At 69.3% G+C, this 22,586-nt stretch carries 20 protein-coding genes and 1 pseudogene; 20 read left to right on the top strand and 1 reads right to left on the bottom strand.

Annotation, left to right across the window (positions count from 1 at the left end):
* Positions 1 to 4 precede the first annotated feature (4 nt).
* From GD970_RS11935 to nadC, 14 genes are all read left to right on the top strand, one after another.
* The gene (locus tag GD970_RS11935) at positions 5 to 844 is read left to right on the top strand and encodes an alpha/beta fold hydrolase (protein WP_152203115.1); all 840 of its coding nucleotides are present in this window, start codon (positions 5 to 7) and stop codon (positions 842 to 844) included.
* 72 nt (positions 845 to 916) lie between these two features.
* Positions 917 to 1,744: a 2-keto-4-pentenoate hydratase gene (locus tag GD970_RS11930; RefSeq protein ID WP_152203114.1), complete on the top strand. Its 828-nt coding sequence runs from the start codon at positions 917 to 919 to the stop codon at positions 1,742 to 1,744.
* A gap of 10 nt (positions 1,745 to 1,754) precedes the next feature.
* Complete coding sequence (locus tag GD970_RS11925) at positions 1,755 to 2,729, top strand: acetaldehyde dehydrogenase (acetylating) (RefSeq protein ID WP_152203113.1); 975 nt, start codon at positions 1,755 to 1,757, stop codon at positions 2,727 to 2,729.
* Positions 2,726 to 3,748, top strand: coding sequence for a 4-hydroxy-2-oxovalerate aldolase (gene dmpG / locus GD970_RS11920; RefSeq protein ID WP_152203112.1), 1,023 nt, complete (start codon positions 2,726 to 2,728; stop codon positions 3,746 to 3,748). The genes GD970_RS11925 and dmpG overlap by 4 nt, the downstream gene beginning before the upstream one ends.
* Positions 3,749 to 4,870: 1,122 nt before the next feature.
* The gene (locus tag GD970_RS11910) at positions 4,871 to 5,611 is read left to right on the top strand and encodes a GntR family transcriptional regulator (RefSeq protein ID WP_226925307.1); all 741 of its coding nucleotides are present in this window, start codon (positions 4,871 to 4,873) and stop codon (positions 5,609 to 5,611) included.
* Positions 5,612 to 5,744: 133 nt separating this feature from the next.
* Positions 5,745 to 6,689, top strand: coding sequence for a ribokinase (locus tag GD970_RS11905; protein ID WP_226925306.1), 945 nt, complete (start codon positions 5,745 to 5,747; stop codon positions 6,687 to 6,689).
* Positions 6,690 to 6,751: 62 nt separating this feature from the next.
* Positions 6,752 to 7,468, top strand: a complete 717-nt coding sequence (gene deoC / locus GD970_RS11900; RefSeq protein WP_152203111.1) for a deoxyribose-phosphate aldolase — start codon at positions 6,752 to 6,754, stop codon at positions 7,466 to 7,468.
* Between the two features lie 92 nt (positions 7,469 to 7,560).
* Positions 7,561 to 8,496: a nucleoside hydrolase gene (locus GD970_RS11895; protein WP_152203110.1), complete on the top strand. Its 936-nt coding sequence runs from the start codon at positions 7,561 to 7,563 to the stop codon at positions 8,494 to 8,496.
* 59 nt (positions 8,497 to 8,555) lie between these two features.
* Positions 8,556 to 9,977 (top strand): MFS transporter, encoded by a 1,422-nt coding sequence (locus GD970_RS11890; RefSeq protein ID WP_170297184.1) that lies wholly within the window; start codon positions 8,556 to 8,558, stop codon positions 9,975 to 9,977.
* 338 nt (positions 9,978 to 10,315) lie between these two features.
* Positions 10,316 to 11,284: a nucleoside hydrolase gene (locus tag GD970_RS11885; RefSeq protein WP_226925305.1), complete on the top strand. Its 969-nt coding sequence runs from the start codon at positions 10,316 to 10,318 to the stop codon at positions 11,282 to 11,284.
* Between the two features lie 1,073 nt (positions 11,285 to 12,357).
* Complete coding sequence (locus GD970_RS11880; RefSeq protein WP_152203108.1) at positions 12,358 to 13,254, top strand: NUDIX hydrolase; 897 nt, start codon at positions 12,358 to 12,360, stop codon at positions 13,252 to 13,254.
* Between the two features lie 129 nt (positions 13,255 to 13,383).
* The gene (nadA, locus tag GD970_RS11875; RefSeq protein WP_152203107.1) at positions 13,384 to 14,358 is read left to right on the top strand and encodes a quinolinate synthase NadA; all 975 of its coding nucleotides are present in this window, start codon (positions 13,384 to 13,386) and stop codon (positions 14,356 to 14,358) included.
* Positions 14,358 to 15,893, top strand: coding sequence for an L-aspartate oxidase (locus tag GD970_RS11870; protein ID WP_152203106.1), 1,536 nt, complete (start codon positions 14,358 to 14,360; stop codon positions 15,891 to 15,893). The genes nadA and GD970_RS11870 overlap by 1 nt, the downstream gene beginning before the upstream one ends.
* Positions 15,890 to 16,735, top strand: a complete 846-nt coding sequence (gene nadC / locus GD970_RS11865; RefSeq protein ID WP_152203105.1) for a carboxylating nicotinate-nucleotide diphosphorylase — start codon at positions 15,890 to 15,892, stop codon at positions 16,733 to 16,735. The genes GD970_RS11870 and nadC overlap by 4 nt, the downstream gene beginning before the upstream one ends.
* Before the next feature lie 59 nt (positions 16,736 to 16,794).
* Here the strand turns inward: nadC and GD970_RS22225 are convergent.
* Positions 16,795 to 16,962: pseudogene (locus tag GD970_RS22225) on the bottom strand (aminotransferase class IV); the annotation flags it as partial.
* A 560-nt stretch (positions 16,963 to 17,522) separates the two neighbouring features.
* On the opposite strand from GD970_RS22225, the gene pcaH reads away from it, so the two are divergent.
* The 6 genes from pcaH (at position 17,523) to GD970_RS11830 (ending at position 22,560) form a co-directional block, all read left to right on the top strand.
* Positions 17,523 to 18,269 (top strand): protocatechuate 3,4-dioxygenase subunit beta, encoded by a 747-nt coding sequence (gene pcaH, locus GD970_RS11855; RefSeq protein ID WP_152203104.1) that lies wholly within the window; start codon positions 17,523 to 17,525, stop codon positions 18,267 to 18,269.
* Complete coding sequence (gene pcaG, locus GD970_RS11850; protein WP_152203103.1) at positions 18,269 to 18,964, top strand: protocatechuate 3,4-dioxygenase subunit alpha; 696 nt, start codon at positions 18,269 to 18,271, stop codon at positions 18,962 to 18,964. Before pcaH ends, pcaG begins: the two co-directional genes overlap by 1 nt.
* Before the next feature lie 68 nt (positions 18,965 to 19,032).
* Positions 19,033 to 20,013, top strand: coding sequence for an ABC transporter substrate-binding protein (locus GD970_RS11845; protein ID WP_170297185.1), 981 nt, complete (start codon positions 19,033 to 19,035; stop codon positions 20,011 to 20,013).
* The gene (locus tag GD970_RS11840; protein WP_226925304.1) at positions 20,010 to 20,834 is read left to right on the top strand and encodes an ABC transporter permease; all 825 of its coding nucleotides are present in this window, start codon (positions 20,010 to 20,012) and stop codon (positions 20,832 to 20,834) included. The genes GD970_RS11845 and GD970_RS11840 overlap by 4 nt, the downstream gene beginning before the upstream one ends.
* Complete coding sequence (locus GD970_RS11835) at positions 20,834 to 21,712, top strand: ABC transporter permease (protein ID WP_152203101.1); 879 nt, start codon at positions 20,834 to 20,836, stop codon at positions 21,710 to 21,712. Before GD970_RS11840 ends, GD970_RS11835 begins: the two co-directional genes overlap by 1 nt.
* Positions 21,713 to 21,717: 5 nt before the next feature.
* Complete coding sequence (locus tag GD970_RS11830; RefSeq protein WP_152203100.1) at positions 21,718 to 22,560, top strand: ABC transporter ATP-binding protein; 843 nt, start codon at positions 21,718 to 21,720, stop codon at positions 22,558 to 22,560.
* Positions 22,561 to 22,586: the final 26 nt, after the last annotated feature.

Here is a 22,586-nt window from a genome sequence, read left to right as displayed (position 1 = left end):
TCACATGACGCTTAACCCCGCCGAGCACTCCCACTCGGTCACCACCGATGACTTCACCATCCATTACGTCGAGGCCGGTCAAGGCCATCCCGTCGTGCTGCTGCACGGCGGGGGCCCCGGAGCGACCGGGTGGAGCAACTACTCTCCGAACATCGAGGCATTGTCGGAGCACTTCCGGGTGATCGCCCCGGACATGCCCGGCTGGGGTGACTCGAGCGAGGCCGACTTCGCCACCCTCGACCACGTCGAGGCCGCGATCCAGCTCCTGGACTCGCTCGGCATCGACAAGGCCGCGTTCGTGGGCAACTCCATGGGCGGGCACACCTCCCTGCGCCTGGCGGTCGAGCACCCCGAGCGGGTCTCGCACCTGATCACGATGGGGCCGCCGATTCAGATGGCGCCGTTCTTGTTCGGGGCAACCGGCCCGTCCGAGGGCATCAAGATCATGTACGGCACCTACGTCGACCCCAGCCCGGAGATGTTCAAGCGGCTGGTCGAGATCATGACGTTCGACAACGCCAGGTTCGCGACCCCCGAGCTGATGGCCGAGCGGACGCAGGCCGCGCTCAAGCGCCCCGAGCACCTGGCCAACGTCGCCAAGGTCATCCCCAGCGCGCCGATCCCGATCTGGGTGGACCACACCAAGCTCGGGGACATCACGGCCCCCGCCCTGCTCATCCACGGCCGCGACGACCGTGTCACGACCTTCGAGGGCTCGCTGTACCTGGCCGCCCGGATCCCCAACTCCCGCGCCCACATCATCAACCGGTGCGGGCACTGGGCCCAGCTCGAGCACGCCGACGAGTTCAACCGTCTCGTGACGGACTTCGTGCTCAACAACTGAGTGCCGTTGGCGGTGGGGCATCGTGACCCGGTGCCCCGCCGCCAGGATCGCCCCTGCCGAAGGAATCTCACGATGACAATCCCGAACGCCGTCCAGGCGGTACATGTAAGGCCGAAGCTCCGAGCGCTTGCGGACGCCCTGTGGGCCGCGCAGCAGACCCGGGTGGCAATCCCACAACCATCGACGACGACGAACCCGGGCCTGACGGTCACCGATGCCTACGCGGTGCAGGGGGCCAACCTGGCCCGCCGCTACGCCGCGGGCGAGAAGCCCGTGGGCCACAAGGTTGGCCTGACGTCGCTGGCGATGCAGCAGCAGCTGGGGGTGGACGAGCCCGACTTCGGGGTGATCACCGATGCGATGGTCACGGCCAACGGCGGGACGGTGGACCCGGCCACGATGCTCGCCCCGAAGCTGGAGGCCGAACTAGCTTTTCGCATCGGTTCCGCGCTGTCGGTGGGGCCAACGCTGGAGCAGTTGCGCGCCGCGATCAGCGATGTGGCCGTGGCGATCGAACTCATCGACTCGCGCGTCGAGGACTGGAAGATCGCGCTGGTGGACACTGTCGCGGACAACGCCTCGTCAGCCGGCATCGTGGTGGGTCCGTGGGCGCCTGCCACCGACGAGCTGCTCGACTCCCTCCCCAATGTCGTCGTCAGACTCCTCCGTGACGACGAAGAGGTCGCGGCCGGCCCCGGCTCCGCGGTGCTCGGCGACCCGCTGGTCGCCCTGCACTGGCTCGCCGGGGCTATCGGAGCGTACGGACAGTCCTTCAAGCCTGGCGACATCGTCCTGGCCGGGGCGGTGGCGGCGTCGGTGCCGCTGGACCCGGGCGTGACCTGGTCCGCCACCGCCGAAGGATTCGATCCCGTCGTCGTGCACAGCGCGACCGCCCAATAGAGGAAACACGATGACGAAGACGAAGGTGGCAATCATCGGGTCCGGCAACATCGGCACGGACCTGATGTTCAAGGTGATCCGCCTGTCCGAGGTGCTGGAGATGGGCGTGATGGTCGGCATCGACCCTGCCTCCGACGGCCTGGCCCGGGCCGCACGGCTCGGCTATGAGACCACGCACGACGGCGTCGACGGCCTCATCAAGAGCCCGCAGTTCGATGAGATCGGCGTCGTGTTCGACGCGACGTCGGCGGGCGCGCACAAGGCGAACGCCGAGAAGCTCGGGCCGTACGGCAAGAAGCTGGTGGACCTCACGCCGGCCGCGATCGGCCCGTATGTGGTGCCGGCGGTGAACCTGGACGAGCACCTGCACGCGGGCAACGTGAACATGGTGACGTGCGGCGGGCAGGCGACGATCCCGGTCGTGGCCGCAGTGTCCTCGGTGACGCCGGTGCTGTACGGGGAGATCGTGGCGTCGATCGCCTCGAAGTCGGCCGGTCCGGGGACGCGAGCGAACATCGACGAGTTCACCGAGACGACGTCGTCGGCGATCGAGCAGGTCGGGGGCGCCGCCCGCGGCAAGGCGATCATCATCCTCAACCCGGCCGAGCCGCCGATGATTATGCGCGACACCGTGCAGGTCCTCACCGGCCGCCTGGACGACGCGACGCGCAACCAGGTCGTCGCCGCCGTCGAGAAGCGGGTCACCGAGGTTGCGGAGTACGTGCCCGGCTACCGGCTGAAGCAGAGGGTGCAGTTCGCCGACGAGTCGAGCGACTACGACACCCTCGTGCCGGCCGACCTGCGCACCGCTGACGGTTACACGCGCGTTAGCGTCTTCCTCGAGGTCGAGGGCGCAGCCCACTACCTGCCCTCGTACGCGGGGAACCTGGACATCATGACGTCCGCCGCGATGCGGACCGCCGAGCGGATGGTGCTGGCCCCCGCCGCAACTGGGAACGGCGCTGCGAAGGAGGTCGTGGCATGAGCGAGACCGCTGCGAAGAAGGTGTACCTGCAAGACGTGACCCTCCGCGACGGGATGCACGCGATCAGGCACCGAATCTCCCCGGCCAAGGCTGCCGAGATCGCCAAGGCGCTCGACGCCTCGGGCGTCGACGCGATCGAGGTGTCGCACGGTGACGGCTTGTCGGGCTCATCCCTGATCTACGGTCCTGGGTCGAACACGGACCGGGAATGGATCGAGGCAGTCGCGGGCGCGGTGGAACACGCCGTCTTGACCACACTGCTGCTGCCTGGCATCGGCACCCTGCACGACCTGCGAGAGGCGTTCGAGCTGGGCATCCGCTCGGTGCGGGTGGCCACGCACTGCACGGAGGCCGACGTCGCCGCCCAGCACATCTCCGCCGCCCGTGAGTGGGGCATGGACGTCTCGGGCTTCCTCATGATGTCCCACCTCAACGACCCGGCGAGCCTTGCTCAGCAGGCCAAGCTGATGGAGTCCTATGGGGCGCACTGTGTGTACGTCACCGACTCCGCCGGCCGACTGACGATGGGCGGGGTACGTGAACGCATCCGCGCCTACCGCGACGTGCTCGAGGAGAGCACGCAGATCGGCATCCACGCCCACCAGAACCTTTCCCTCGCGGTGGCCAACTCGGTTGTCGCGGTCGACGAGGGCGCCTACCGGGTGGACGCGTCGCTGGCCGGGCACGGTGCCGGGGCCGGCAACACCCCAATCGAGCCGTTCGTCGCCGTCGCCAAGCTCCAGGGCTGGGACGTGGCCGCGGACCTGTTCGCGCTGCAGGACGCCGCGGACGACCTGGTGCGCCCACTACAGGACCGGCCCGTCCAGGTCGATCGCGAGACCCTGTCCGTGGGGTACGCCGGGGCCTATTCCAGCTTCCTGCGTCACGCCGAGCGCGCGGCGGCGACCTACGGGCTCGACGCACGCGAGGTCCTCGTCGAGGTCGGCAACCGCAAGTTGATCGGTGGTCAGGAGGACATGATCACCGACGTCGCCCTCGACCTGTCTGCCCGCGCCTGACGCTCATTGCGGTCTGCTGGAGAGGTGGAGGGGACCCGGGCGGGTTTCCTCCACTTCTCATTTCGGCACCCCAGTGCGCGGCGACGCAGCTCAGGGAAGGCCTTGTGCTGAGCAGATTCCACGCGAGTTGCCCGCGTGAGCCGGGATTCCACGCGAGTTCCACCCATCTGTGCCAGCCGCAGCCGACGCGATGCTCGGAACAGGGCTGCGCATCGGCGAGGTCTCGCGCTCAACTGAGGCGAGGTGAACCTGAGCCCGGATGGACAGCCATCGGCGTGCTCGTGCGCGGGGCCGACGGGGGACCGGGCGCGGGCATCTCGGTGTCGGTGCCGCGTGTGCTGTACGAGAAGAATCAGCTGCCGACGCTGGTGGGGACGCTGCAGGCCACCGCACGCGCCCTGGAACGAGACCTGGCGCTGGCCACTCAGGAGCGGGACGAGGCGCGCGCAGTGTCGAAGGGGGAGCGGCGCAGGGGCCGCAGCTGCAGGTCCTCGACCGGATCGACGAACCTCCTGTCCACTCGGGGTCGTCGGCCCTGCCTCTCGAGCTGGTTCAGTTGGGAGGCGAAGGCGATCAGGTCGGCACTGCCGGTGCGGCATCGAAGATGTAGGAACAGGTTGATGCGGTTACCAGACAGCGCGGCGCGGGTGGGATCGGCGCGGTTCCAGCGACAGAGTCGGGTGGGACTTCAGTCCGTCGACTTCGCGTTCGATGGTGATCCAAGACGTGGGCCCACCAGAGGCCCACGGAGGTCCCAGAGGCAGCAAAGATCCAGGGGAGCGAGCCACAAGCAGCTGGTTCGAACCCGGTGATGCCGGAGGTACTTGACCGGGCCAAGCCGCACCGACCACCTGACGTTCATTTGGTTCATGCGTCACTGTCGGCGACAAGTGCGCGTGATGCCGCCGGGGCGGTGCCGCGCCCTTGCACTGCTCCGCGCGGAGATGGGTGCGCGCGGCCGTCGAGCCGGATGGGTCAAGAGTCGATGTGTCCAGTGTCGAAGCACCCGGGGCCACGGATCGCCATACCATTCTCGGCCGAGCGGGACGCGTTCTGGCTCCCACATTGCTCCTCAACGTGCCCACGCACGAGCGATTGTCCGTGACTGGTATATTGGGAGCGGTGAACCGGGGTTTTCTCGATCCAACCCTGCCAGGGACGCTGCACGAACAGATCTCGGACGAGTTTCGATCCCGGATTGCTTCTGGTGCGTGGCCACCTCGTTACCGACTTCCGAGCGAACCCGATCTGGCGGCGGAGCTTTCCGTCGGGCGTGGGACTCTTCGCCGCGCGCTGCAGACGTTGCTGGAAGAAGGTCTGCTTCGCCGTGTGCCTGGGAAGGGCACGTTCGTCACATCGACGATCATCGAGCCTGCCATCGCGCAGAAGCTCACCAGCCTGAGCGAGGACTTCACGCGTCAGGGCATTGTCTCCGCGACTGAGGTGATCGACTGCGCGCTGATGGCGCCGCCGGCTCCCGTTGCCGCGCTTCTCGAGGTTCCTGCCGGTGGGAATGTGCTCCGCCTATACCGTCGGCGCACAACTGCAGATGGTCCCGTCGCTCTCCTACACAACTACGTACGGGCGGTGAATCTTCCCGGGATCGAGCACGTCGATTTCGAGAAGGAAAGCCTCTTCAACACGCTCGAGACCACGTACCAGCTGCGGATCGCAACTGCGCGACGGACGTTCAGTGCCGAACCGGCGACAGAAGCGGTTGCCAAACAGCTGGAGGTGCCGGTCGGCAGCCCGGTCCAGTACCTGGAGCAGGTGACATACCTCGCCGACGGGCACCCGATCGAGTATTCCGACGTCTGGATCCGCTCCGACAGGCTCCGCGTCACCTCACTCCTCTCCCGCTGAGAGGGGAAGCCTCGGCCCGGCTCTGACCTGTGGCGGTCGATCCTGCAGCACTCGCTTGCCGTGACGCCGCTCGCCGCCGGGGCAAGAGACGACAACCGTTTGACCCTCGGCCGAACGCGGCCTAACCTCGGCCTTGTTCATAGTTGTCTATAGACAGGGCTGGTCGATGAAGATCGCAGTCGTCGGGGGATACGGGGTCGGCATGACCATGCGTGTTCCTCACTTCCCAGCGCCCGGTGAGACGGTCTCCGGCGGCGACTACGCCCAAGGCCCCGGAGGGAAGGGCTCGAACCAGGCCATCGCCGCAGCGCGGCTGGGCGCGGACGTCTCCCTGCTCACCGCCATCGGCAAGGACCACCTCGGCGATGCGGCAGCGGCGCTCTGGGCTCGCGAAGGGGTCGGGCACGAGTACGTGGCCCGCGTCGAGTCTTCCACCATGGTCGGATTCATCCTCGTCGACGACGACGGCGAGAACGAGATCGCCATCGCCCCGGGCGCGCTGAGCAGACTCACCGCCGACCACGTGGAGGGCTTCCGGAAGGCGATCCGGGACGCGGACATCCTCATGGTGTCGATGGAGATCCCGCTCGAGGCGGTCGGCGCCGCGCTGCGCATCGCCAACGAGGAGGGGACGACCTCCCTGCTGAACCCTGCTCCTGCCGTCCCCCTGCCCGCCGAGTTCTGGCCCTGGGTCGACATCCTGACGCCGAACCAGAGCGAGGCGGCGCAGATCCTGGGTCTCCCGGTCACCCACAACCTCTCGGCGGCCGAAATCGCCGAGCAGCTGCGGTCCAGGACTGACGCCGCCGTCGTGATGACTCTCGGGTCGGCGGGTAGCGCCGTGTTCGACGGAGCGGATTTCCAGCAGGTAGAGGCATTCCCTCCAGCTCGAGTCGTCGACACCACAGGGGCGGGCGACACCTTCAACGCCGCACTGGCCGTCGCCATCGCCGACGGTGAGCCCCTGGACCGCGCCGCTCGCTTCGCCAACGCCGCCGGCGCTCATGCCGTGACCCAGGCGGGCGTCATCGACGCCCTTCCGACGCGGGAGCAGATCGCCGCAGTGATGGCCATCTGAACACCCTTCACCAACCACCATCCGCTCGACTCTCACAACTGACACCGGAGATGGAAACAAAAATGACCAACGCAACGACGAGCTCGACCGATCTCGGGAACCTGGCCCCCCGCGACCTGGCTCCGTACATCCAGCACACCCGCATCGAAACCGGCCTGACCCAGGACGACATGATCGCCCACGCCAGAGAGACCATCGAGTACGGGTTCAACGCGGCGATGGTGCCTGGCTCGTGGGTGCACGTGACGGCGAAGGAGCTCGCGGGCACCGGCATCGACGTGGCGAGCGCCCTGGACTTCCCCACGGTGGGCGTCACGACTCCCGCCGGCAAGGCGTTCGAGGCGGAGCGGCTCGTGAAGGCCGGCGCGACCCAGATCGATATCGGTGTGCAGGTCGGCTACCTCAAGAGCGGCATGTACGACGCCTTCCGTGACGACATCGCCGGTGTCGTGAGCGCCGCCGGGGTCCCGATCAAGGTCATGCTCGAGCTCCCGCTCCTGACCGACGAGGAGAAGCGGGCCGCCGTGGACCTGGCCATGGAGGCGGGGGCCGCCTACCTGAAGAACGCCTCCAGCGGCGCTGTCGAGACGGCGAACCCCGAGAGCATCCGCTACCTCGTCGAAGCTGCCCGGGACGGGGTGAAGGTCAAGGCGTCGGGCTCCATCAAGAGCTACGCGCAGGCTCTGGACCTGCTGAACGCCGGAGCCGTGCTTCTGGGCACCAGTGCCGGTATCGCGATCGTCACCAACAACACCGACGAGAACGTCACGAGCTACTGACGGCGGGCGGAGCGAACCCCACCACCACAGCCGGGCCCGGAGACCGGGCAGTCCCGAACGCCGCGAAGACGCGGCCCACCGAAAGAGGAACCATGACCCTGCGCCTGATCCACGACGTCGACACCGCTCAGGACGACGCCTTCGCACTTCTCATCGGCATGCGGCACCCGAACTCGAACGTCGAGGCCGTGACCGTCAACTACGGCAATGTGAACTTCGACCAGATGGTCGAGAACACGCTCTACACGATCGAGGTCGCCGGCTTCGGCGGCAAGATCCCCGTCTACGAGGGCTGCCGTCTGCCGCTGATCGCGCCGTTCGACGACTCCTCCTATGTGCACGGCGTCGATGGCTTCGGCGGCGCGAACTTCCCGAAGGCCAAGCAGCGGCCCGAGAGCGAGAATGCCGTCGCCGCGCTGATCCGCTTGATCAACGAGAACCCGGGCGAGTTCACCATCATCGCCCAGGCCCCGCTCACCAACCTTGCCTGCGCGGTCGCAGCGGACCGCTCGATCGCGGGGAAGGTCAAGGACCTCTTCATCATGGGCGGGACCAACAACGCGGTCGGCAACGTCACCGCTGCCGCCGAGGCGAATTTCTGGCACGACCCGGAGGCGGCGAAGATCGTCCTCAACGCCGGCTTCCCGGTCACGCTGGTCACCTGGGATCTCACCATGACACAGGGCCGCTTCAACGAGGCCCAGCTGCGCCAGATCGACGCGCTGGACACGCCTCAGTCACGCTTCTTCACCAAGGCGAACCGGGCGAGCGTCGAGTACGTCAAGAAGACGCACGGTGTCGAGGGGAGCACGCATCCCGACTCGATCGCCGCCGCGATCGCCGTCGAACCCGCAATCGTCAAGAAGGCGACGGACTACTACGTCGACATCGAGACCCACGGCTCCATTGCCCAGGGCTACATGCTCGTGGACGCGGTCCGACGCTCCGGCCATGAGCCCAACGCGCGCGTGGTCGAGGAGATCGACCAGGAACTCTTCTTCCAGACCATGCTCAAGGTCCTTTCCTAGGCCGCTCGGCCTCCATTCGGCAGCTGCCAACCATCCACTCACGACAAAGGAGTCCCACAGTGCCGACGAACCAATCCATCGAGACGGCCTCGCCGTCCAAGCTCCGGGATGTCGAGATTCTTCATGGTGGCCGCGCGGTCGCCGTCGTCGCGACGCTGATCCTCGGGATCCTCGCGTTCCAGCTGAACGCAAGCATGCTCACCCCCGCACTCCCGGCGATCGGTGAGGAGTTCGGTGCGGACGGCGCTGGCCTCGGTCAGGTCTCCTCCCTCCTGTTTCTCTCCGGAGCCGTCGCCGGTCTCGTTCTGGGCCGCTGGAGCGACTTCTTCGGCCGCCGGCGCATGGCCATCCTCATTCTGGCCATCGTCATCGTCGGCACCCTGATGTGCATCGTCGCGCCGAACCTTCCCGTCCTTCTGGTGGGGCGCGTGCTGCAGGGGGCCGGTAGTGCGTCCTTCCCGCTCGCCTACGTCACCCTCAGCGAGCGGATGGCTCCGAAGGTCTTCGGCACCACGCTCGGCGTCATCACCGCGGTCAACGGCGGCGTCGGCGGCCTCGACGGATACTTCGGCGGCCTTCTTGCCGAGACGTGGGGCTTCCGGTCGATCTTCGTGGTCATCCTGATCGTTGCGGTGATCGCGCTCATCGCATCGGTTGTGGTGCTGCCCAAGGACGTTCGAGCAGCATCGGCGGGCGCCATGGACTGGTGGGGCGCCCTCATCCTGTCCATCGCACTGATCAGCCTCACGTACTTCGTCTCAGAAGGTTCGAACCAGGGCTGGTTCTCGCCGCTGCCGCTCCTGTTCCTGGCAGTCGCGGTCGGCGCGTTCGTCGTGTTCTGGAAGGTCGAGCAGCGCAAGACGACCCCGCTGATCGCGGTGCACCACCTGAAGTCCCGCCAGGTCTGGCCGGTCGTGCTCACCACCACCCTCACCCTGGCCAGCGTGTTCGCGGTCATCAACTTCACCGTCGTGCTACTGAGTCAGAACACCGACTTCGGCTACGGGCTCGACGCGGCCACCGCCGCCTTGCGATACCTGTTGCCCCCCGCGATCATCGGCGTTCTCGCGGCTCCGTTCGCCGGATGGTTCGCGGCGAAGTTCGGGTGGCTCAAGGCCGTCCGCATCGGCATGGTGCTCAGCATCGCGGCCGTGGCGACGATCGCTCTCCTTCCCACCGAGCAAGGGATCGTCCTCGCCTGCATCGCCCTGCTCGGCATCAGCTACAACGGCTTCCTCCTGACCACCGCCAACGGGCTGGGCGTGATTCTCTCCCCGCCGGAAGCCCCCTCGGCCCTGCCAGGCATCAACGGCGCAGGCTTCGGGATCGGCGTCGGTCTTGGCATCGGCATCGTGGCACCGTTCGCCGGCAACGGGACGATCGAAGGAATCCAGACCGCCCTCTTCATCTCGCTGGGAATCACGATCCTCGCCTTCATCGCGAGCATGTTCATCAAGGGCCGCCCCGGCGTGAAGCTCTGAGCGCCACGGACCCCACACCCGGCGGGGCCTGATGGCCCCACACGGGAACCCCGAGCAGGGTTGCCGAGGGCGCTCCAGCGTTGTGCTGGACGCCCTCGGCACTCTCGCTGTTCGGCACTCGACGCTCGACACCGCCCGGGAATCCGAACGCCGTGACCAAGGCCGGGACGCTCGCGGCGGCCCGGAATCACTCTGGCGGCCTGGGTGAGCCGTTCCCGACACTCCGACGGCGCTCATGTGGACTTGCATGCCACCGCCTCGGTTCCAGGGGAGGCGGGCCGGCTCGTCGAGCGGCCCCATGCACAGATCTGACCACAACGACTCGTAAGGAATAGCGCGTGAAGACCACAGCGGCGGTCCGCCCCGTCTACTTCGACTGCGACACAGGCATCGACGACTCCATGGCCCTCGGCTACCTCGTGAGCTCTCCGGAGATCACCCTGGTAGGGATCGGCACCGTCAGTGGGAACACTTCAGCCGAGCAGGCCGCCGAGAACACCCTGCGCCTGTTGTCCCTGACAGATCAGCCCGATATCCCCGTCGCCATAGGAGGCCACGACTTCCGCGCGACGCCATTCACTGGAGGCCCCACGCACATTCACGGCTCAAACGGCATCGGAAATGTCATCTTGCCCGAATGCCCCGCACGGCCGGCCGATCCCACCGCGGCCGAACTGCTCGTCCAGCTTTCCCATGAGCACGCCGGGCAGCTCGAAATCGTCACGGTGGGCCCAACCACCAACATCGCGGCTGCCCTCGACCTAGATCCCACCCTTCCCAGCCGCGTCCGTCGGGTGACGTCCATGGGCGGCGCAGCGCTCGTGCCCGGCAACGCATCCCCGGTCGGGGAAGCCAACATCTGGAACGATCCAGAAGCCGCGGCGCTGGTTCTGAGCGCCGACTGGCCCGTCACTCTGGTCCCCCTGGACGTTACGCTGGCCAACAACTTCGAGGAGTCACACCGCAAGGCGCTACTCGACTCGCAACGGCCACTCGCCCGGACCATCGGGCAGATGCTGGACCTCTACTTTGATTTCTATGTGCCTGAGTTCGGCCGCCGATGCAGCGCCCTGCACGATCCACTGGCCGCAGCCATCGCCGTCGGGGGAATCCGCCCCACCATCGCCCCGGCGGTGGACGTCACGGTCGATGACACCTTAGGTCCTGGGCGCGGCCAGACGATCTGCGACCTGCGCGGCCAGCGTCTGGGACCTGTGGACCAGCCGAAACGGCATGTACGTGTCGTGCTCGACACCGATCGCCCACTGGCAGAGCACCTCCTGGAACGGCTCGTCGGCGTGCACTGAGAGGGAATTGAGCACGCCCTCTCCTTAGCTCGGTGGATACCGGTGCTTGTGGGCCGCCCCGATCCGGCATCGGTGGGGAAGGCGCCGGCGGGGAAGGTGTCGCAGCCCTCGAGCGGGAGTCGAGAGCGGTGCCGGCCGCTGCTCCTGGGGCCCTTCGGAGAAGAACACGGACCTCGGGTGTCCGGGGAGTCCGAGACCTCCCGTTGCTGCGGATGGCCCGGACCTCGGTGAAATTTCCGGATGGTCGGTCCTTGCCCACCCGAGATCAACACCTGACCGCGATGGTCTTTCTCCGGGCGGGGGAGCGCGCACGCAATCTTATTCTCTCATGGTTCCGCCATCGGCTCACGGCAAATCTCCAGGTCAGGGGCAACTTCGAAAAGTTCAACGTCTGACTCGCTTGGGGGAGGGCTTCGCGCGGGGTGGATTCCACGGAAGTTCCACGCGTGAGCCCGGATTCCACGCGAGTTCCACGCATCTGTGGCTGTCGGATGACCACCGTTGACGACGCCGAGAAGCGGTGCGACCCTGGTGTCCGCTCGCTCGGAACCGCTGATTTGCCGCCGTTCCTCCAGGTTGCGACGTCTCTGCGAGCGTTCGTGACAACGGACTCCGGGGAGTGCCGGGGGTTGTGAACCGGCCGGAGAAGGTCGGGGTTTGAATCCCCTAGCTCCACCCGGTGAAGGCCGCTGAACCGCACGAAAGTGCAGGTCAGCGGCTTTTACTTTCCAGCCAGGGCGCCGACATCGAGGGCGGTGACCTGCCAATGCCACGCTTTGTGTCACGGAATGGTCTGCGCCTGGGGCACGAGAGAACGGGCTTGTTCCGCCGGATATCCACGCACGCCTGACGGCTATGAACGAGTAGAGCCGGACCTAACTGGGCCGCGCGCCGACGTGCACCTCAATGGCGTGCGCGCGGGGGTCCACAGAGCGCCGGCACCGCTTACACGGGCCGCCAGGGGGCGCCGCTCCCGAGCCGTACCGTGGCAGCGGTCACACGACCAGGTGCGAGCCGACGCGCCGATCGCGGCATGATGGGTCCGAAGAACAGGACCGGCACGGGAGGGATACGTGGGGGAGCCCGCGCAGGACGACCGTGTCTCGGCCGAGCTCGTCGCCGTGATCTCCGCCGTCCATGACGGCGTCCCGCTCGTGCTGACGACCGGTGACGGGCGTCGTCTGCCCTCCGGCCCCTTGCAGTCGGGGCACCGGTCGATGCAGGCGGGACTGCGTTCCTGGGTGGTCCAGCAGACCGGGTACGACCTGGGCTACGTCGAGCAGCTCTATACCTTCGCCGATCGTGACCGCGGCATGAGTCCGGTGCTGGAGGTTTCCTACCTCGGCCTGACCACCGTGCCGACCGTCGGCGCGGGGTGGCGCAACTGGTTCGAGTACTTCCCCTGGGAGGACCGGCGCGACGGCGACGCGCTCGTGACCGAGACCCTCGCGCCGGCCCTGGAGCGATGGGCCAGCTCCGGCCGGCCGGAAGTCCGGGACCGTCGCTGGCGGCGCTGCGCCGTCACCTTCGGCCTGGACGGGCACCCGTGGCTGCCCGGGATGGCCCTCCAGCGCTATGAGCTGCTCTACGAGGCCGCCCTGGTGCCGGAGGCGCACGGGGGGTCGGGCGAGGCAGGGGGGTGCCCGATGGACCGGCACCACCGGCGCATCCTTGCCACCGCGATCGGACGTCTGCGCGCCAAGATCCAGTACCGACCCGTGGTCTTCGAGCTCCTCCCGCCCGAGTTCACCCTCGGTCGGCTCCAGCAGACGGTCGAGGCTATCGCCGGCCAGCACGTGCACAAGCAGAACTTCCGCCGCCTGGTGGAGCAGCAGGAGCTCGTCGAGGAGACCGGCGAGGTCGACCACTCCACCGGCGGGCGGCCTGCCAGGCTCTTCCGGTTCCGCCGGGAGGTCCTGGACGAGCGGGACGTCGCGGGCACGAAGCTGCCGGTCCCGCGACCCAACTGACCGCGGCGCGTCAGCCGTGGCCCTTCCGTGCCGACACCTCCATCGGTTATGCTCATCACCAGCATATGAAATGCTCAGCGTCAGCATAAGTCTGATGTCCGACCACCCGGCGCCCCCGAGAGGCCCACCATGACCGCACCGACCATCAGCACCGACGCCCTCTACGAGCGGATCCGTACCGTCGTCCCCCGCGTGGAGTGGGCGACCATGGAGGACGATGTCGCGGCGATCTGGCGCCTCAAGCGCGAGCGCAACGCCGTGATCCTGGCGCACAACTACCAGACGCCGGAGATCTTCCACGGGGTGGCGGACATCGTCGGGGACTCCCTGGCGCTGGCCCGCGAGGCCCAGCACGTCGAGGCGGACGTCATCGTCCTGGCCGGCGTGCACTTCATGGCCGAGACCGCCAAGCTCCTCAACCCGGCCAAGACGGTCCTGATCCCCGACCTTCGTTCGGGCTGCTCGCTGGCGGAGTCCATCACCGCGGCGGACGTGCGGGCGCTGCGCGCGGCGCATCCCGGCGTCCCGGTCGTCACCTACGTCAACACCTCCGCCGCGGTGAAGGCGGAGTCGGACGTGTGCTGCACCTCCGGGAACGCCGTGAAGGTCATCGAGTCCCTCGGCGTGGACCGGGTCATCATGATCCCGGACGAGTACCTCGCCCAGAACATCGCCCGCCAGACCGGCGTGGAGGTCATCACCTGGGCCGGGCACTGCGAGGTCCACGAGCGCTTCACCCCCCGCGACATCGCCCAGATCCGGGTGGACTACCCCGGCGTGACGGTGCTGGCCCACCCCGAGTGTCCGCCCGAGGTGCTCGACGTCGCCGACATGGCCGGCTCCACCGCCCAGATGCAGGACTTCGTCCGCCTCGAGCAGCCGGCCCGCGTCGCCCTCATCACGGAGTGCTCGATGAGTGACAACGTCTCGGCCGCCAACCCTGCCGTGGAGTTCGTCCGGCCCTGCAACCTGTGCCCGCACATGAAGCGCAACACCCTCGGCGCCATCCGCGCCGCACTGGAGCTGGGCCGGCACGAGGTGACGATCGATCCGCAGGTCGCCGTCCGGGCCCGGGCCGCCGTCGAGCGCATGCTGGCCGTCTGATGGGCGCCGCGCCGCCCCAGGACCGGCCGGTCATCGTCGGCGCCGGCCTGGCCGGCCTCCTGACCGCCGTGCACCTGGCGCCGCTGCCGTGCGTGGTGCTGACCACCGGGCGCCTGGCCGAGCACACCTCCACCGACCTCGCGCAGGGCGGGATCGCCGCCGCCCTCCACCCGGGCGACTCGCCGCTGCTGCACGCCCTCGACACCCTCCACGCCGGGGCGGGACTGTCCGACCCTGGCACCGCCGAGCGGATCACCGCCGCCGCCCCCGCCGCGGTCGAGCACCTCGCCGCCCTCGGTGCCCGCTTCGACCGCACGCCCGACGGCGCCTTCACCCTGGGCCTGGAGGCCGCGCACAGCCGCCACCGCGTCGCCCACGCGGGCGGGGACGCCACCGGTCACGAGGTCCTGCGGGCCGCGATCGCCGCGGTGCGGGCCACGCCGTCGATCACCGTCCTGCAGCACGCCCGTGCGGTGCGGGTGGTCACCGGCGACGACGGCCGCGTCGCCGGCGTCGTCGTCGCTGCCGGCGGCGCCCCCGAGCTGATCCGCACCGACCGGGTCGTCCTGGCCACCGGCGGCGCTGGCGGGCTCTTCCGCCACACCACCAACCCCACCGGCTCCCGCGGGCAGGGGCTGGCCCTGGCCGCCCGCGCCGGGGCGGAGCTGCGGGACCTGGAGATGGTCCAGTTCCACCCCACCGCGCTCGATGTCGGCCTGGACCCCATGCCGCTGGTCACCGAGGCACTCCGCGGTGCGGGGGCCCGCCTGGTCGACGCCGCCGGCGACCGCCTGCTCGAGGACGACCTCGCCCCGCGCGACGTCGTCGCCCGGGCCGTCTTCGCCGAGCTCGAGCGCGGCGGTCGGGTCTTCCTCGACGCCCGAGAGGCGCTGGGTGCCGCCGCCCGCTTCCCGACCGTGGCCGCCGCCTGCCGGGCGGCGGGCATCGACCCGCGCCGCGCCCCCATGCCGGTCCGGCCGGCCGCGCACTACCTCATGGGCGGGGTGAGCGTCGACGGGCGCGGACGCACCACCGTCGCGGGCCTGTGGGCGGTGGGGGAGGTGGCCAGCACCGGCCTGCACGGCGCGAACCGCCTGGCCTCCAACTCCCTCCTCGAGGCGGCCGTGTGCGCCCGGTGGGTCGCGCAGGACGTGGCCGGCCAGGAGGGGCGCCGAGGTCCCCGCCTCGGCAGCCCGGCGCCCCAGCCGGGGCCGGCCGCGGAGCCTGCGGGGGGTGCGGCGGAGCTGCGCACGCTGATGTCCGAGTGCGTCGGCGTGCTGCGCGACGGCGCCACCTTGACCCACGCCGTCGACCGGCTCGGCGCCACCGTCGACCGGGCCGGCCTCGACGCCACCGACGACGCCACGCTCGCGGCGCTGCTGCTCGCCACCTCGGCGCTGCGCCGCGAAGAGAGCCGCGGCGCGCACACGCGCACCGACTTCCCCGGCGCCGCCGAGCCGCGGCACCTCACCCTGACCCTCGAGGACGGCCTCGGCGGCCTCCTCACCCCCGCACACCGCCGGAGTGCCACGTGAAACCCTTGTCGCCGCTGCTCGTCGAGCCCCTGGTCCGTGCCGCGCTCCTGGAGGACCTCGGCCGCGCCGGGGACATCACGACGGACACGGTCGTGCCCGCCGACCGGCGCGCCTCGGTCCGGCTGGTCGCCCGCGATCCGGGCGTGGTGGCAGGGACGGACCTGGCCGCGGCGGCTTTCCGGCTGGTCGACCCGGCGATCGGCGTCGACGTCGCCCTGCCGGACGGGTCCCGGGTGCGTCCGGGCGACGTCGTCGCCACCGTGTCCGGTCCCGCCCGCGCCGTCCTCACCGCGGAGCGGGTCGCCCTGAACTTCCTCGGCCACCTCTCCGGCGTCGCGACGGCGACGGCGCAGATCGCCGACGCCATCGCCCACACCACCACCCGGGTGACCTGCACCCGCAAGACCACCCCCGGCCTGCGAGCCCTGGAGAAGCACGCCGTGGTCGCCGGCGGCGGGGTCAACCACCGCTTCGGGCTCGACGACGCCGTCCTCATCAAGGACAACCACATCGCCCTGGCCGGCGGCGTCCGCGAGGCCATCGCCCGGGCCCGGGCCGGCGTGGGCCACCTGGTGAAGATCGAGGTCGAGGTCGACACCCTCGACCAGCTGCGGGAGGTGCTCACCGACCCGGTCGACGCCGTCCTGCTGGACAACATGACACCGGAGACGCTGCGCGAGGCGGTGGAGCTGGTGGCCGGCCGGATGGTCACCGAGGCGTCGGGACGGCTCACGGCCGAGACCGCGCCGGTCATCGCCGCGACGGGGGTCGACCTGATGTCGGCCGGGTGGATCACCCACTCGGCGCCGGTCCTGGACCTCGGGCTGGACGTCGCGGACTGACGAGGCGCGCCACCGGCCCCGGTGCCCACGCGCCCACCCCCGTGAACGGCGACGACGGGACGGGCGGCGACGAGTGCGTTCGTCACGAACACCTCGCTCGCCCGGGCCAGGTCCTCGAGCCGGAGCGGAACCTTGATCACCGCGACCCCCGCGGCGGCCAGCGCGGCGATGGCCCGGGCGCGGGCGAGCCCGGGCAGGATCCGGCCGTCGAGCGCTGGGGTGTGCACCCGTCGGGCAGCACGACGGAGTTGTTCGCCCGTCCGGCCTCCAGTACCGCGCGGCCGGTGTCGACCAGGAGGGGGACACACGTGGGGGACCGGGGCCCGGGTTCGGCGGCGAGGAGGCGGCGGTCGACCCACTTGTGACAGGGAGCCCGCCCTGGACCGTCACGGGCACGAGCCGCCACGGCAGCTCTGACGCGCTGGGCAGGGCGGTGGCGGTGGCGGTGACCGAGCCCCTCGGCGCGGGGCACGACCTCTGTACGGAGCCGGTGTGCGCCGGTCAGCGTTGGCGCCCGCTGGGGTGCACACGTTCGTGAATGGAAGGCCTCTGGTTTACCTCTCCGGGCCTCGGAAGTGATAACGAGACCATCTCGGCGCCGCACCCTTCGGGCGCCGCGCTTGCGCGAATCACCCCGTTGACCTGCGTGTATATGTTTGCGCTATAGCCCTGGCGGGCAATTGGAATTTGCCCACGGGGGGACAGCCCACCCACACTGGCGGAACCAGACGACGACGTACGGGCGAGCCGGTTACGACGACGCAGCCGCAGCTCAGGAGGAGCAGGAATGAACAGGCCCACGGTGCAGCTGGCGGCTGCTCGCGGTCAGGGGGGCGTGACCGTCGGGTCGCCCTTACCCACGCCGGTACCGGACCCGCAATACCTCTTCCCGGACAACCACGCGACTATCCTGCGCGCCCCGGCCCAAGCACTGGTGCTGCCCCCGAAAAGTCAGCTGGAGCTGAGCGGACCGGTCTTCGGCGAGAACGAGATCCGGCCCGGTGACGCCGACCTGACGCGGCAGGGTGCGGGGGAGGCCATCGGTCAGCGCATCGTCGTGCACGGCACGGTCACCGACAGCTGGGGGCGTCCGGTCCCGGGCACGCTCGTGGAGGTGTGGCAGGCGAACGCGGCGGGCCGCTACACGCACCACACCGATCGTCACCCCGCCCCCCTTGACCCGAACTTCCACGGTGCCGGGCGCTGCCTGACCGATGGCCAGGGCCGCTACCGCTTCGTCACCATCAAGCCCGGCCCTTATCCGTGGCGCAACCATGCCAATGCGTGGCGTCCGGCGCACATCCACTTCTCCATCTTCGGGCGCTCGATCGAGCAGCGCCTCGTGACGCAGATGTACTTCCCCGGCGACGACCTGCACTTCCAGGACCCGATCTTCAACTCGATCCGTGACGAGCGTGCGCGGCTGCGCCTGGTGGCTCGGTACGACCACCAGCTCACGATCCCGGAGTTCGCCAACGCCTACCGCTTCGACATCGTTCTCGGTGGGGCCGACGGCACCCTGTGGGAGGACTGATGGGCATCATCGAGTCGCGGCGCGGTGCCGTCTTCGAGAACTGGCCACCGGACAACAGCTCGAACGAGGACTACCGGACCTGGCCGCCGACACCCGGCTTGGCGCCGTCGCCGGGCATAACGCCTAGCCAGGCCGTCGGTCCCTACTCCGGGATCGCCCTGCCGTACGAGGCCGGGCCCGACGTCGCAGGCCCGCGACGCCCGGGCGTGCTGAGCCTGGCGGTGACCGTCTACGACGGCGCGGGGCAGCCCCTCCCTGACGCCCTCGTGGAGATCTGGCAGCCGGACGAGACCGGGCACTTCACAGTCGGCGGTGGCATCTACACCCCCGTTGCTCCCGACGGCTTCCGCGGCTTTGGCCGGGCAGCGTCGGGGCCCGATGGCACCTGCGAGTTCCGCACCGTCAAGCCCGGTGCCGTCATCACGGTCGACGGCGCCCCCCAGGCGCCATGCATCGCCCTCACCCTGTTCGCCGGCGGTGTCCTGAAGATGCTCGTCACCCGCGTCTACTTCGCCGACGAAGAAGTAGCCAACTCCACCGATACCCTCCTGATGGCCCTACCTGAGGAGCGACGCCGGACGCTTCTGGCGCATCCCGTCGAGGGTGGATACCGGTTTGACGTCCACCTGCAGGGCCCGGACGAAACCGTGTTCTTCGACGTCTTCGGGCGCGAACACGCGCCCGCCCACCACTGACCGACCCTCCTTCCGGGACACCGATGTCCCCGGCTCCCTCCACCCACCCACCCCCCCTTGGAGACCTCATGCGCGCCATCAGAACTGTCACCGTCGTCGCTGCCGCACTCGCCCTCGCAGCGTGCAGCGCCGGCGCTGACGCCGGCGAGGCCGGCTCGCCCACGGGCGGATCCGGTGCCGACTCGACCACGATCAAGGTCGGCACTCTCCCGATCATCGAGTACGCGCCCCTCTACATCGCCGAGGACCAGGGGTACTTCGAGGAGGCGGGACTCACGGTCGAGACGCAGGTGATGCAGAACGCCGCGGGCATCGTGCCGGCCGTGATGAACGGTCAGCTGCAGGTGGGCGAGGCCGCCACCATCGGCTACCTCAACGCCCGGGCCCAGAACCTCCCGGTCACCGGCATCGCCAGTGCCGCCATCACCAGCAAGGACGCCGACAGCGACTTCTCCGGCCTGTTCGTCGCCGACGAGTCGATCACCTCGCTGTCGGACCTGGAGGGGAAGAAGGTGGCCGTGAACGCCCTCAAGGCCGCCATGCACGCCGCGGCCGCACAGTCCATCGCCCTCGACGGCGGCGACCCGGCGAACGTCGAGTTCATCTCGATGCCGTTCCCCGACATGGCGGCCGCTCTCGAGCGTGGCGACGTCGATGGCGTGGTCGTCGTCGAGCCCTTCTACACCACCCTGGAGAAGGCCGGCGCCCGCAACATCGGCAACCTCTACACCACCGCGCTGCCCGCGCAGGCCACCATCGGCATGTTCTTCGCCTCCGACGCCTGGCTCAAGGAGAGCCCGGAGGACGCGAAGAAGTTCGTCGAGGCCATCGAGAAGGCCGGCGAGTACGCCGCGGAGAACCCCGACGCCGTGCGCCAGGTCGCGGTCGAGGACCTCGGCATGGCCGAGGACGTGGCCGCGGGTATGCGGCTGCCGGGTTACGGCGGCCAGCTCACAGACGACCACCTGGTCGCCACCGCACAGGTCATGGTCGACCTCGGATTCATCCCCGAGGCTCCGGCCGCGGAGGGCCTGACGTGGCGTCCGTGACGACCGACGTCGCGATCGCGCCGGGGCGGTCTCGCCGGCCCCGTCGCACGGGTCGACTGCCGTACCTCGCGGTCGGGTGGGCGACCGTCGCGGCACTGCTCGCGCTGTGGGAGCTGGGCGCTCGCACCGCGCTGCTGCCCGGCTCGTCGATCCCCGCGATGACGGATGTCGCCCGGGAGTTCGTGGCGCTCTTCGGCAACGCCACGTTCTGGGACAAGTTCGGTGCCACCACGTTCTCCTGGTCCGTCGGGCTGGCGATCACCGCCGCGGTCGCCGTGCCGTTGGGGCTGCTGATCGGGAGCAGCCGCGTCCTGTTGGAGTCGACGAGCGCCGTCATCGAGTTCCTCAAGCCCATCCCGCCGATCGCCCTGATCCCGCTGGGGCTGCTCATGTGGGGGCCGGCGCTGGAGATGAAGCTCACGCTCATCGTGTTCGGTGCGATGTGGCCTGTGCTGACCCAGGTCGTCTACGGCATCCGCGAGGTCGACGACGTCGCGCTGTCGATGGCCCGGACCTACCAGCTCGGCCGGTGGCAGACGATCACCCGGATCGTGGTGCCGTCGGTGCTGCCCTTCGTGGCCCCCGGGCTGCGCGTGTCGGCCTCGATCGCCCTGATCATCGCGTTCGTCACCGAGATGGTCGGCGGCACCGAGGGGCTGGGGCAGATGCTGGTGGCCGCGCAGAGCTCGAACGCGATCGCCCAGATGTACGCGTTGGTGGTGCTCACCGGCCTCATGGGCCTGGCGGTCAACGCCGCGTTCCGGGCAACCGAGGCCCTGATGCTGCGCTGGCACCCGTCGAACCGCAAGGAGCTCCGCTGATGAGTGTCGACACCACGTCCTCGGTCCACCAGACCGTCACGGAGGCCGCGGCCCCCGCGCCGGCGCGCCGCCAACGCCGAGAGTCGGACGGCGGCCCCCTTCGCGGGCGGCGGGGACGGGTCATCCTCTTGCGCGCCTGGCTGCCCGTCACGGTCGCCGTCGTGTGGTGGGCGGCGTCCGCGGGCAGCACGTCCCTGTACTTCCCGTCGCTGCAGTCGATCACCGAGACCTTCAGCCGGGACTGGTTCTCCATGCGTGGGCTCGATGACCTCGTGCCGAGTCTGCGCAACCTGGTGGCCGGCTTCGCCATCGCCTCGCTGATCGGTGTGGCCGGCGGGCTCCTGCTGGGGTCCTCGAGGTGGGCGGCCGCCGCCGCGGAGCCCGTCGTGCACTTCCTGCGGTCCCTGCCGCCCCCGGTGCTCCTCCCGCTCGGCCTCATCCTGCTGGGCACCGACGCCGGCATGAAGGTCGCCATCATCACCGTGGGCGCCGTGTGGCCGACGCTGCTGAACACGATGGACGGCGTCCGCGGCGTCGACCCTCAGCTGCGGGACATGAGCAAGGCCTACGGGCTCTCGCTCGGCCAACGCGTGCGGTATGTCGTCCTGCCCGCCGCCGCCCCGCAGATCGTCGCCGGCCTGCGCACCACCCTGCAGATCTCCATCATCCTCATCGTCGTCAGCGAGATGTATGCGTCGGCGTCCGGTATCGGCCACTACGTGCTCACGGCACAGCAGACCTTCCTCGTGACAGAGACGTGGGCAGGAACCCTTCTCCTCGGCCTCATCGGCTTCCTCGCGAACCTCATCTTCGGCGTCGGCGAGCGCCGGGTCCTGCGATGGCAGGACGCCCTCCGAACGAACGCACGGAACGGATGACTCACATGACCCTCACGAGCGAACCCCGGCCCGTCTCCGGCCGGCCCGCGCGGACCGGAGACGCCTCTGGCACGACGACGCCGGTGCTCGAGGTGCACCACCTCGCGAAGAGCTACGGCGAGGGGCCGACCGCCAGCTCTGTCCTCGCCGACATCGACTTCACGGTCCGACCCGGGGAGTTCGTCTCCATCGTCGGTCCCTCGGGATGTGGCAAGACCACTTTGCTGAAGTGCCTGTCCGGGCTCCTCGACCCCTCGAGCGGCAGCGTCGTGTTCGAGGGCGAGGAGATCGACGGCCCGCCGGCGAAGATGACCGTCGTCTTCCAGGACTACAGCCGCAGCCTGCTGCCCTGGATGACGGTGGAGCAGAACATCGATCTACCCCTGCGGAGGAAGTTCTCCAAGGAGGAGCGGGCCCGCTTCGTGGCGGAGGCCCTCGAGAACGTCGGGCTCGCCGGCACCGGCGCGAAGTACCCGTGGCAGATGTCGGGAGGCATGCAGCAGCGCGCCGCGATCGCGCGCGCCCTGGCCTACCAGCCGGACGTGCTGCTCATGGACGAGCCGTTCGCCGCGGTCGACGCGCAGACGCGGATCGACCTCGAGGACCTCATGCTCACGGTGCAGGAGAAGTACGACACCACGGTCGTCTTCGTCACGCACGACATCGATGAGGCCATCTACGTGGCCAGCCGGGTGATCGTCCTGTCCGGAACCCCGACCACCGTGCGTGAGGTGCTCGACGTGGACCTCCCGCGGCCCCGGGACCAGATCGAGACCAAGGCGCTCCCGCGGTTCAACGAGCTGCGCGCGCACCTGTTCCGGCTCATCAAGGAAGCCAAGCGGGCCTGACCGGTCCGCCCCACGTCTGCAGGAGC

It is taken from the genome of Georgenia thermotolerans, assembly GCF_009193185.1.
In the GTDB taxonomy this organism is placed as follows: Bacteria; Actinomycetota; Actinomycetes; order Actinomycetales; family Actinomycetaceae; genus Georgenia; species Georgenia thermotolerans.
This window is presented reverse-complemented; position numbering and strand designations above follow the sequence as displayed.